This window comes from Streptomyces sp. NPDC001700, from assembly GCF_053596435.1.
In genome coordinates this window covers 1-12,899 of record NZ_JBSFGE010000058.1, presented here as the reverse complement: position 1 = coordinate 12,899, position 12,899 = coordinate 1, and the positions used below count along the sequence as shown (strand labels likewise).

Sequence of the window (12,899 nt, the reverse complement as noted above, 5' to 3'; positions counted from 1 at the left end):
ACCCATGGCACGGCGGGGGGAGCGTTGCGGTTGTCTTCCGGCTCGGTTGCTGTTGTGGGTGCTTGTTCGAGGATGACGTGGGCGTTGGTGCCGCTCACGCCGAACGCGGACACACCGGCCCGGCGCGGACGTTCCGTAGTCGGCCAGGGACTCTGCTCGGTGAGCAGTTCCACGGCACCGGCCGACCAGTCGACGTGCGGGGTGGGCTCGTCGACGTGGAGGGTGCGCGGCAGCACACCGTGGCGCAGGGCCAGCGCCATCTTGATGAGCCCGGCCGCACCCGCGGCGGCCTGGGTGTGCCCGATGTTGGATTTGATCGAGCCGAGGAGCAGCGGCCGGTCGGGCTCGCGCCCCCGGCCGTACGTGTTGACGAGTGCCTGGGCCTCGATCGGGTCGCCCAGCGTCGTGCCGGTACCGTGCGCCTCGACCGCGTCGACGTCGGCGGTTGACAGCCCTGCGTTTGTCAACGCCGCCTGGATGACGCGCTGTTGGGAAGGACCGTTGGGGGCCGTGAGACCGTTCGAGGCACCGTCCTGGTTGACGGCGGAGCCCCGCACCACGGCCAGGATCCGGTGGCCGTTGCGCTCGGCGTCCGACAGCCGTTCCAGAACCAGCGCGCCAACGCCTTCGGCGAATCCGGTGCCGTCGGCCGCCGCGGCGAATGCCTTGCAACGCCCGTCGGCCGCCAGGCCGCGCTGACGGGAGAACTCGACCAGCAGGTCCGGCGTCGGCATGACCGCGACACCGCCAGCCAACGCCAGGTCGCTCTCGCCACGCCGGAGGGATTCGCAGGCCCAGTGCACGCTGACCAGAGAGGAGGAGCATGCGGTGTCCACGGTGACGGCGGGACCCTCCAGCCCCAGCGCGTAGGCGACGCGGCCGGAGATCACGGACGTCGAGTTGCCGGTGAGGAGGTACCCCTCGGAGCCCTCCGGGGTCGCGGGCTGGTCCGCTCCGTACGTGGTCGAAGCCGCGCCCGCGAAGACACCGGTTCGGGTGCCCTTGAGCGCGAGCGGGTTGATACCGGCCCGTTCGAAGGCCTCCCACGACGCCTCGAGCCACAGGCGTTGCTGGGGGTCTGCGGCCAGTGCCTCACGCGGCGAGATCTGGAAGAACCCGGCGTCGAAGTCCGCGGCGTCGTGGAGAAAGCCACCGGCCCTCGCGTAGGTGGTGCCGGAGCGGCCCGGGTCCTGGTCGAGAAGCGCCGAGAGGTCCCAGCCGCGGTCGGTGGGAAGACCTGACAGGGCGTCCCCCTCGCTGACCAGCAGCTGCCACATGGCCTCGGGCGAATCCACGCCGCCCGGCAGACGGCAGCTCATGCCCACGATGACGATCGGGTCCACGGACGGGTCCGTGGCGGCCGCCACGGCGGACGGTGCCTCTCCGGTGGCCTCCGCCGAGTCGAAAAGCTCGCGTTCGAGATGCCCGGCGAGCGCCTCCGGCGTCGGGTGATCGAAGATCACCGTGGCCTGGAGCCGACGGCCGGTCGCGGTGCGCAGCCTGTTGCGCAGTTCCACCGCGGACAGCGAATCGAAGCCCAGCTCCTTGAACGGCCTGTCGGGAGTGACCGACTCCGCGCCGCCGAGGCCGAGCACGGCCGCGGCCTGGGTGCGGACCAGGCCGACGAGCGCGGCGTGCCGCTCGGCTGCGGCCAGGCCCCTGAGCCCCAGACCCGCCGCGAAGCCGTCACTGTCGCCATGGGCGGCGGCGGAAGCGGCGCGGACGACAGGGACGCGACCGGCCTTCGGCTCCGCACCCACGACACCCCGCAGCAGCGCGGGCACCGAGTCGCCCTTCAGCGCGGCCGTGTCGAGTCGTACCGGAACCAGCAGTGCCTCACCAGTGGTCAGGGCGGCGTCGAAGAGCCCGAGGCCATCCTCGGTGGACAGCGGCCGGACCCCGGCCCGCGCGAGCCGGTCCGCTTCGACGCGTTCGGTCAGCTCACTGCGCTGGTCCCAGAACCCCCAGGCGAGGGAGACGGCGGGCAGGCCCCGCGCCCTGCGGTGCGCGGCCAGCGCGTCGAGGAAGGTGTTGGCGGCCGCGTAGTTGCCCTGCCCTGGTCCGCCCAGCAGCCCGGCCGCCGAGGAGAACAGTACGAAGCCGGTCAGATCCCGGTCACGGGTCAGCTCGTGCAGGTGCCATACCGCGTCCACCTTCGGGCGCAGCGCGGTGCGTACCTGGTCAGGAGTCAGGGAGTCGATCACGGCGTCGTCGAGCACGCCCGCCGTGTGCACCACCATCCGCAGGTCCGGCATGGACGCCACCAGCTCGGCGGCCGCGTCCCGGTCGGCGAGGTCGCACGCGACCACCCGGACCCGTGCGCCGTCCGCTTCCAGCGCGGAGACCAGCCCGACCGCCGAGGCGGCGGCGTCGCCGGACCGGCTCGCGAGCACCAGTTCACGTACGCCGTGCGCGTGCACCAGGTGCCGGGCGACCAAGCCGCCCAGCGTCCCCGTACCGCCGGTCACCAGTACGGTGCCGCCGCCGACCGGCTGAGGGACGGTGAGCGCCAGCTTGCCCACGTGGCGGGACTGCGACAGGAAGCGGAACGCCTCGTCGGCCCGGGCGATGTCCCAGACCCTCAGCGGCAGCGGGGTGAACACGCCCTGCTCGAACAACGCGACCATCTCGGTGAGGAGCAGGCCGAGCCGGTCCGGTCCCGCTTCGAGCAGTTCGAAGGCCCGGTACGCCACGTCGTGGCGGTCCAGCACCTCTGCCGCGTCGCGCACGTCGGTCTTGCCCATCTCGATCAGCCGCCCGCCCGGGCCGAGCAGCCCGAGGGAGGCGTCGAGGAGTTCGCCGGTCAGCGAGTTGAGTACCACGTCCACGCCATCGGGAGCCACGCCCCGGAACCGGTCCGCGAAGTCGGCGGAACGGGAGGAGGCCATCCGCTCCTCCGCGACCCCGAGGCCGCGCACCGTCTCCCACTTCGCCGGGCTGGCGGTGGCGAACACCTCCGCCCCGAGCCAGTGCGCCACCTGGACCGCGGCCATGCCGACACCACCGGCAGCGGCGTGCACGAGCACCGACTCGCCGTGCCGCACCCCACCGAGGTCGATGAGCCCGTACATGGCGGTGAGGAACGCGACCGGAGTGGCGGCCGCCTGTGCGAACGACCACCCGGCGGGCATCGGTGCCAGCAGCCGGTGGTCGGTGACCGCCAGCGGCCCGAACGAGCCCGAGAACAGGCCCATCACCCGATCGCCCGGGGCGATCCCGTTCACCCCGGGGCCGACCTCCAGCACGACTCCGGCGCCCTCGCTGCCCAACAGCCCAGCCTTGTCCGGGTACATCCCCAAGGCCAGGAGGACATCACGGAAGTTCACGCCTGCGGCGCGCACCGCCACCCGGACCTGGCCGTCACCCAGCGGTCCGGACACCTCCGGGCAGGCCACCCGGGCCAGGCTCGCCAGGGTGCCCCCGCCGGTGGTCGCCAGCCGCCAGCTCTCCGAGCCGAGACCGGCCTCCGTGCGGGAGTCCGTCGCCACTTCGCCCCCGCCGACACGCGCCAGCCCGGGGATGAGCGCGGTGCCGCCGCGCACGGCCACCTGAGGCTCGTCGGTGCGCAGAACGGCAGGCAGCAAGGACAGGTCCCCGTCCGGCAGGTCGACGAGCACGAAACGGCCGGGGTGCTCGGTCTGCGCGGTACGTACGAGACCCCACACGGCCGCGGCCGCCAGGTTCTCCGGGTCCTCGCCGATCGCCGTGGCCACCGCACCACGCGTCACCACCACGAGCCGGGAATCGGCGAACCGGTCGTCCGCCAGCCACAGCTGAGCCGCCTCCAGCACGTGGCCGACCAGCGTGTGCACGCCGTCCGGACCCTCCGCGACAATGCCGGGCTGGAGCACCACCGCAGTGGGCAGGGCCATCGACCCGCCCGACGCGGAGGGAGCGGCCATCTCCGCGAGCGCGGCAGCGGACTCGACGGTGATGAACTCCGCCCCGTCCGCCGAGGGCAGGGCGAGTTCCGTCCAGTCCACCCGGAACAGCGCCTCCGCACGTGCACGGCCGAGCCTGCCCGCGTCCACCGGCCGCAGGACCAGGGACTCCGCCGACAGCACCGGCGCGCCCGTGTCATCCGCCACCCGGACGGCCAGCGCGTCCGGCCCCGCCGGTGCCAGCGCCACCCGCAAGGCCCGCGCACCCACCGCGTGGAGGGTGAGCCCGGACCAGACGAAGGGAAGGTGCGCCCGATCCACCTCGGACACGAACTCCCCCAGCCCGGCGGCCTGCAGCGCCGCGTCCAGCAGCGCCGGATGCAGACCGCACCGGTCGGCATCGCTCTCGGCCGCACCGGGCAACGCGACCTCGGCGAACACCTCGTCCCCGCGCCGCCAAGCGGCACGAAGCCCCTGGAACACCGGACCGTAGGTGTATCCACGCGTTTCCATCGCCGCGTACACGTCGCCGAGGTCCACCGGTGCGGCTCCCGCCGGAGGCCACACGTCCAGCCGGTCGGCGGCCACGTCGGTGTCATCGCTCAGGCTGCCGACCGCATGCCGCACCCACTCGGCATCCTGGACCCGCCGGGAGTAGACCGTGACCGGTCGCCGTCCAGTCCCGTCCGGCGCGCCTACCGAAACCTGTATCTGTACGTTGCCCTGCTCCGGCAGCACCAGCGGCGCCTGCAGCGTCAGTTCGTCCAGCCGTCGCAGACCTAGCTGGAGACCGGCCTGCAGGGCCAGTTCCACGAACCCGGTGCCCGGCAGGAGAACGTCACCGAATACGGCGTGATCACGCAGCCAGGGGTGGGACGCGGCCGACAACGAACCGGTCAGCACACAGCCGTCCGCGTCCGGCAGCGGTAGCACCGCGCTCAGCAGCGGATGAGCAAGCCTGGTCAGCCCGACGCCCGCCGCATCGCCCCCGCCACGGACGGGGTCCAGCCAGAACCACTCGTGCTGGAAGGCGTACGTCGGAAGGTCGATCCGCCGCGCCTCGACCCCGGCGAACGCCGTCTCCCAGTCCACCGGTACGCCTGCGATGTGCAGGAGCCCGAGTGCGGTGAGGAACTGGGCCGGTCCGCCGTGATCGCGTCGGAGGGTTCCGGTGGTGACGATGTGGGTGTTGGTGGTGTCGGCGGTGTCCTGGATGCCGATGGTGAGGACGGGGTGGGGGCTGGTTTCGATGAAGGTGGTGTGGCCGAGGGTGAGGAGCTTTTCGATGGTGCCTTGGAAGTCGACGGTGTGGCGGAGGTTGCGGTACCAGTAGGCGGCGTTCAGCTCCGCCGTGTCGGTGAGCGTGCCCGTGACGGTGGAGTAGAAGGGGATGGTGCCGGTGCGGGGCTCGATTCCGGCGAGCGCTTCGGCGAGTTCGTCTTCGATGCGCTCCACATGGTCGGAGTGGGAGGCGTAGTCGACGGGGATGCGTTTGGCCTGCGGATACTCGGCGAGGAGTGTGTCGAGGGTGTGGTTGTCGCCGGAGACGACGGTGGAGGCGGGTCCGTTGATGGCGGCGATGGACAGCCCGTCCCGGTCGCGCAACTGCTCTGCGGGGAGGGGTACGGAGACCATGCCACCGTGGCCGGAGAGTGCCAGCAGGGCCTTACTACGCAGGGCTACGATGCGGGCGCCGTCTTGGAGAGAGAGCCCGCCTGCGACGCAGGCTGCGGCGATTTCGCCTTGGGAGTGGCCGATGACGGCTGCTGGTGTGATGCCGTGGGAGCGCCAGAGTTCGGCGAGGGAGACCATGACGGCCCACAGTGCGGGCTGGACCACATCGACCCGGAGCAGTGCCTCTTCGTCATCGAGGATGTCCAGGAGTGACCAGTCGACGAACGGGTCCAGTGCGGCGGCGCACTCTCGCATGCGTTCGGCGAACACCGGTGAGGTGGCGAGGAGTTCGTGTGCCATGCCGGTCCACTGCGAACCCTGACCGGGGAACACGAACACCACGTCGCCGGGTGTGGTGGTGCCTCGGGCTACGCCCGGGGTGGTTTCTCCGTTGGCGACGGCGTCGAGTCCGCTCAGCAGTTCGTCGCGGTTCGTGCCGATGACGACGGCGCGGTGGGTCAGCGTTGCCCGCGTCGTCGCCAGGGACCAGCCCACGTCGGTCGGCAGCAGGTCCGTGTCCGAGGTCTCGATGAAGGACCGCAGCCTCTCCGCCTGAGCGCGCAGTGCGGTCTCGCCGTGGCCGGACAACAGCCACGGTACTGCCGGGAGTTCGGCCCGCTCGGTCTTGGGCGAGGGCTCCTCGGGAGCCTGCTCCACGACGACGTGGGCGTTGGTGCCGCTGACGCCGAACGCGGACACACCGGCCCGGCGTGGCCTGTCGGTCTCGGGCCAGTCCGTGCGTTCCGTCAGCAGCTCGACCGCTCCGGTGGTCCAGTCGACGTGGGGGGTGGGTTCGTCCACGTGGAGGGTCTGGGGCAGCACGCCGTGGCGCATCGCCATGACCATCTTGATGACACCGGCGACACCTGCGGCGGCCTGGGTGTGGCCGATGTTGGATTTGACCGAGCCGAGGAGCAGCGGGCGGTCGGTGTCGCGGTCCTGGCCGTAGGTGGCCAGCAGCGCCTGCGCTTCGATGGGGTCGCCGAGTGTGGTGCCGGTGCCGTGTGCTTCGACGGCGTCGATGTCGGTGGTCGATAGTCCGGCGTTGGCCAGGGCCTGGCGGATGACGCGCTGCTGGGAGGGCCCGTTGGGGGCCGTGAGGCCGTTCGAGGCGCCGTCCTGGTTGACGGCGGTTCCCCGTACCACCGCCAGTACGTGGTGGCCGTTGCGCTCGGCGTCGGACAGCCGCTCGACCACCAGCATGCCGACGCCTTCGCCCCAGCCCGTGCCGTCGGCGGCCGCGGCGAACGCCTTGCAGCGCCCGTCCGCCGACAGCGCGCGCTGACGGGAGAACTCCACGAAGATCTCCGCGGTCGTCATCACGCTCACGCCACCGGCCAGAGCCAGCGTGCACTCGCCTGATCGCAGCGCCTGCACGGCCAGGTGCAGAGCCACCAGCGACGACGAGCACGCCGTGTCCACCGTCAGCGCCGGACCCTCCAGCCCCAGCGCATAGGCGATGCGGCCGGACATCACCGCGGCCGAGTTGCCGGTGGCCGCGCGGCCCTCGAAGTCCCCCGTCCCGTCGGCCTTCAGCAAGGACGCGTAGTCCTGGCCGTTCGTACCGGTGAACACACCGGTCGCACTGCTCTTCAGCGAGGCGGGGTCGATACCGGCCCGCTCGAAGGCCTCCCAGGACGCTTCCAGCAGCAGCCGCTGCTGCGGGTCCATCGCGACGGCGTCGCGTGGCGAGATCCCGAAGAACCCGGCGTCGAACTCGCCAGCGTCGTACATGAAGGCGGCAGCTCTGGTGTACGAGGTGCCGCGGTGATCGGGGTCCGGGTGGTACAGGTTCGCGAGGTCCCAGCCACGGTCCACGGGGAGGTCCCCGAGCGCTTCGGCCCCGCTGTCGAGCAGCCTCCACAGGTCCTCGGGAGAGGCGACGTTCCCCGGGAACCGGCAGCTCATACCGACGATGGCGATCGGTTCGTCGTCCAGCGCGACGGTCGCCCGGACCGGCTCCACCAGGCCCGGCCGGTCGTCCAGCAGCTCGCCGCGCAGGTACGCGACCAGCGCGAGCGGGGTGGGGTGGTCGAAGGTCATGGTGGTGGGCAGCCGGAGCCCGGTGGCGCCGTTGAGCCGGTTGCGCAGCTCAACGGCGGTGACGGAGTCGAATCCGCTCTCGTGGAACGCGCGGCCGGTCTCGACCGCCTCCGGACCGGAGTGGCCCAGGACGGCCGCGACCTGGCGGCGGACCAGGTCCAGTAGCGCACGGTCGCGCTCGGCGCCGCTCATCCCGGCGAGCCGCTCGGCGAGGCCCGAACGTTCGGGCGCGGCCTCGGCGTCCTCCGTGCCGAACGTGGATGTGATGAGGGCCTGCACCTCGGGGATGTCACGCATCAGCGGACTCGGCCGGGTCGCGGTGAACGCCACGTAGTGGCGATCCCAGTCGATGTCGGCGACCGTGACGACGGTGTCGCCCTGCTCGACGGCGCGCCCCATCGCCGCCACGGCCAGCGCAGGGTCCATTTCCGGGACGCCGTGCCGTCGGGCGACGTCGCCGACGCCGCCCTCGCCCATGCCAGCACCCGCCCACAGCCCCCAGGCCACGGACGTCGCCGGTCGGCCCTCGGCGCGGCGCTGCTCGGCAAGGGTGTCCACGAAGACATGGCCGGGCGCGTAGTTGCCCTGTCCCGGGGCGCCCAAGGTGCCGGACAGCGAGGAGAACAGGACGAACGCGGAGAGGTCCATGTCACGGGTCAGCTCATGCAGGTTCTCCGCGCCGTGGACCTTGACGCTCAGGACTCTTTGCAGCTGGTCCGTGGTCAGAGAGCCGATCGTGCCGTCGTCGAGCACCGCCGCGGTGTGCACCACCGCGGTCAGCGGCCCCACGTCCGCCAGCAGCGCCGCGAGCGCGTCCCGGTCGGCGACGTCGCACGCGGCTATGGTCACCCGAGCACCGAGCGCCTCCAACTCCTCCACCAGCCGGTCGGCACCGGGCGCGGACATGCCCCGGCGACTGGTCAGCACCACGTGGTCGGCACCCTGACCCGCCACCCACCGGGCGACGTGCCCGCCCAGCGCGCCCGTGCCACCGGTGACCAACACCGTGCCCTCGGGGCGCCAGGCCGACACGCCCTGTTCCCGCGCCGGGGCGTGCGCCAGCCGACGCGCGAACAGACCGGCCGCGCGCACAGCGACCTGGTCCTCGTCCGAGGCACCGGCCACCACACTGGCCAGCAGACTCTGTGCCCGATCGGTCACGACCTCCGGCAGATCGATGATGCCGCCCCAGCGCAGGGGCTGTTCGAGGGCCACCACTCGGCCGAGCCCCCAGGCGAGTGCCTGCTTGCGGCTGACGGCCACGTCGCCGTCGCCCAGCGACACGGCTCCTCGGGTGAGGCACCACATCGGTGCTTCCATTCCGGCGTCGCCGAGTGCCTGGGCCAGCAGCAGTGTCATCGCGTATCCGCGGGGCACTGCCGGATGCGCGGGGTGGGGGCGTTCGTCCATCACCAGCAGCGATACGACGCCCTGGACGTGCGGGTGTTCCGCCAGCAGGTCCCTCAGCCGCCGGGCCAGCGCGGCGCGGTCCAGGTCGGAGTCGTCCAGGACGACCGTGTGCGCCTCGCCGCCATGGCGGGTCAGCGCCATGGTGACTCCGGAGACCCACTCCTCGTCGGACTGACCGTCGGTCACCAGGACCAGCCACGTGCCGGTCACGGAGGCTGCACCAGCAGCGACCGGCTTCCAGTGGATCTTGTAGCGCCAGGAATCCATGGTGGAGACATCACGACGCTCACGCCGCCACTGGGACAGGGCGGGCAGCACCTCACTCAGAGGTGCTCCGTCGACGCGCAGGGTCGCCGCCAGCGAGTCCAGGTCCTCACGTTCGACCGCGGCCCAGAACTCGGCGTCCACCGCGCTGGTGGCGGGCTCGGCGACGACGGAATCCAACCAGTAGCGCTCCCGCTGGAACGCATACGTCGGCAGGTCCACCCGGCGCGCACCGTCGAACAGCGGCTGCCAGTCGACGTCGATACCGTGCACATACGCCTCGGCCAGTGAGGTCAGCATGCGCGTGGGACCACCGTCGTCCCGGCGCAGGGAACCGGTCGCCACGACGGTCGTTTCGGCCGCGTCGGCGATGTCCCGCACGCCCGTGGTGAGGACGGGGTGGGGGCTGGCCTCCACGAAGACGGTGTGGCCGAGGGTGAGCAGCTTCTCGATGGTGCCTTGGAAGTCGACGGTGTGGCGGAGGTTGCGGTACCAGTAGGCGGCGTTCAGCTCCGCCGTGTCGGTGAGTGCGCCCGTCACGGTGGAGTAGAAGGGGATGGTGCCGGTGCGGGGGTCGATTCCGGCGAGTGCTTGGGCGAGTTCGTCTTCGATGCGTTCGACGTGGTCGGAGTGGGAGGCGTAGTCGACGGGGATGCGTTTGGCCTGCGGGTGTTCGGCGAGGAGTGCGTCGAGTGTGTGGTTGTTGCCGGAGACGACGGTGGAGGTGGGTCCGTTGATGGCGGCGATGGACAGGCCGTCTAGGTCGCGCAGCTGCTCTGCGGGGAGGGGTACGGAGACCATGCCGCCGTGGCCGGACAAGGCGAGGATCGCTTTGCTGCGCAGGGTCACGACTCGGGCGCCGTCTTCCAGGGAGAGTCCGCCTGCGACGCAGGCTGCGGCGATTTCTCCTTGGGAGTGTCCGATGACGGCTGCTGGTGTGACGCCGTGGGAGCGCCACAGTTCGGCGAGGGAGACCATGACGGCCCATAGCGCGGGCTGGACCACATCGACCCGGCGAAGTGCGTCTTCGTCATCGAGGATGTCCAGGAGCGACCAGTCGACGAACGGGTCCAGTGCGGCGGCGCACTCTCGCATGCGTTCGGCGAACACCGCTGAGGTGTCGAGGAGTTCCAGTGCCATGCCGGTCCACTGCGAACCCTGACCGGGAAAGACGAAAACCACCTTGCGGTCGGGTACCGCCGTCCCGATCACGACACCCGGAGCTGGCTCGTCCTGCGTCACCGCCGCCAGACCCGCAAGCAGCTCGGCACGGTCTCCGCCGAGGACGACCGCACGGTGCTCAAGCGCCGTCCTTCCGGCCAGCAAGGAGAACGCCACATCTCTCACGTGCTGTTGCTCGTTGCCGTCGACCATCCAGGTGCGCAGCCGCTCAGCCTGCGCCCGCAGGGCCCGCTCGTCCCGAGCCGAGACGACCCACGGGACCACGGGGCTGGTCTCTGCGGTTTCGGTCTCCTCCGTCGGGAGCGTAGGCGCCGGTGCTTGTTCGAGGATGACGTGGGCGTTGGTGCCGCTGACGCCGAATGAGGAGACTCCTGCCCGGCGTGGGGCATTTGTCTGCGGCCAGTCGGTGTGTTCGGTGAGCAGTTCGACCGAGCCGGTGGTCCAGTCGACGTGGGGGGTGGGTTCGTCCACGTGGAGGGTCTGGGGCAGTTGGCCGTGCTGCATCGCCATGACCATCTTGATGACACCGGCGACGCCTGCGGCGGCCTGCGTGTGCCCGATGTTGGACTTGAGCGAACCGAGCAGCAGGGGGTGGTCGGCGTCGCGGTCCTGGCCGTAGGTGGCCAGCAGCGCCTGCGCCTCGATCGGGTCGCCGAGCGTCGTGCCCGTGCCGTGTGCCTCGACGGCGTCGATGTCGGCCGTCGAGAGCCCGGCGTTGGCCAGGGCCTGGCGGATGACGCGCTGCTGGGAGGGCCCGTTCGGGGCCGTGAGACCGTTGGACGCGCCGTCCTGGTTGACGGCGGAGCCCCGCACCACGGCCAGGACCTGGTGGCCGTTGCGTACGGCGTCGGACATCCGCTCGACCAGCAGCATGCCGATACCCTCGGCGAAACCGGTGCCGTCGGCCGCCCCGGCGAACGCCTTGCACCGGCCGTCCTGGGACAGGCCGCGCTGACGCGAGAACTCCACGAAGACGGTGGGGGTGGACATCACTGTCACCCCGCCTGCCAGGGCCAGTGAGCACTCTCCGAGACGCAGCGCCTGGACGGCCAGGTGCAGGGCGACGAGCGACGATGAACATGCGGTGTCCACCGTCACCGCCGGACCCTCAAGGCCGAACGTGTACGCCACACGGCCCGATGCGACGCTCGCCGCGGCACCCGTGCCCAGATAGCCCTCGACCCCGTCCGGTGGCGTCGTCAGGCGGGTGAGGTAGTCGTGGTGCATCACGCCGGTGAACACGCCGATCCGCTCGCCCTTGACCGAGCCGACGGGGATGCCCGCGCGTTCGAACGCCTCCCAGGACGCCTCCAGCAGCAGCCGCTGCTGCGGGTCCATCGCGGCCGCCTCGCGCGGCGAGATCCCGAAGAGCCGGGCGTCGAACTCGGCCGCGTCGTGCAGGAATCCGCCGTCCCGCGCGTACGACGTGCCGGGCGTGTCGGGGTCTGGGTTGTAGAGGCCGCTCAGGTCCCAGCCGCGGTCGTCGGGCAGACCGGAGATCGCGTCACCGCCGGACCGCACCAGGTCCCACAGCTGCTCCGGCGAGGCGACCCGGCCCGGGTAGCGGCAGCTCATGCCGACGATCACGATGGGGTCGTCGGTGGCCAGCACGCCCGGCACCGGGGAGGCCGTGGTCTCGTCCGCCCCGAGTACCTCGGCGAGCAGATGCCCGGCCAGCAGGCGAGGTGTCGGGTAGTCGAAGATGGCTGTCGCGGGCAGTCGTACGCCGGTGGCGGCGCTGACGCGGTTGCGCAGTTCCACGGCGGTCAGCGAGTCGAAACCGATCTCCTGGAACGTCCGCATGGCGTCCACCGTGTCCGCCGAAGCGTGGCGGAGCACCGCCGCGACGTGATGGCGGACGAGTTCCAGTACCACTTCGTCCCGCTGGGCGGGGTCCACATCGGCCAGCCGTCGGCCGAGCGCGGTGGAGGCGGAGCCGACGGCGGCGCCGGTGGAGTCGGCGGCACGCCGCATCGGCGTACGGACCAGGTCGCGCAGCACCGGGGGCACGTCCGCGGTGTCGGCCCACGCGGTCGCGTTCAGCGGTGCCGCGAGCACCATCGCCTCGTCGCAGGCCAGTGCGGCGTCGAACAGCTCCAGCGCCTGGGCGGTGGACATCGGCAGCGCGTGGGCGCGTGCCAGATCGTCGTCGGAGAGCCGCTCCGTGAGTTCGCTGCGGTGTTCCCAGAAGCCCCAGGCGATGGAGGTGGCGGGGAGGTTGTTGGCGTGGCGGTGTGTGGCGAGTGCGTCGAGGTAGGTGTTGGCGGCGGCGTAGGCGGCTTGGCCGCCGTTGCCGAGGATGCCGGCGGCTGAGGAGAAGAGGATGAAGGCGGTGAGGTTGTGGTGGCGGGTGAGGGTGTGTAGGTGGTGGGCGGCGTGGGCTTTGGGGGCCATGACGTGGTGGAGTCGGGTCTCGTCGAGGGTGTGGAGGATGCCGTCGTCGAG

1 protein-coding gene is annotated in these 12,899 nt (G+C 71.5%); it reads right to left on the bottom strand.

Annotation, left to right across the window (positions count from 1 at the left end; all coding sequences use genetic code 11):
* Positions 1-12,899, bottom strand: a 12,899-nt coding sequence (locus tag ACWC5C_RS41710; RefSeq protein WP_450884530.1) for a type I polyketide synthase, incomplete at both ends; no start/stop codon positions are given.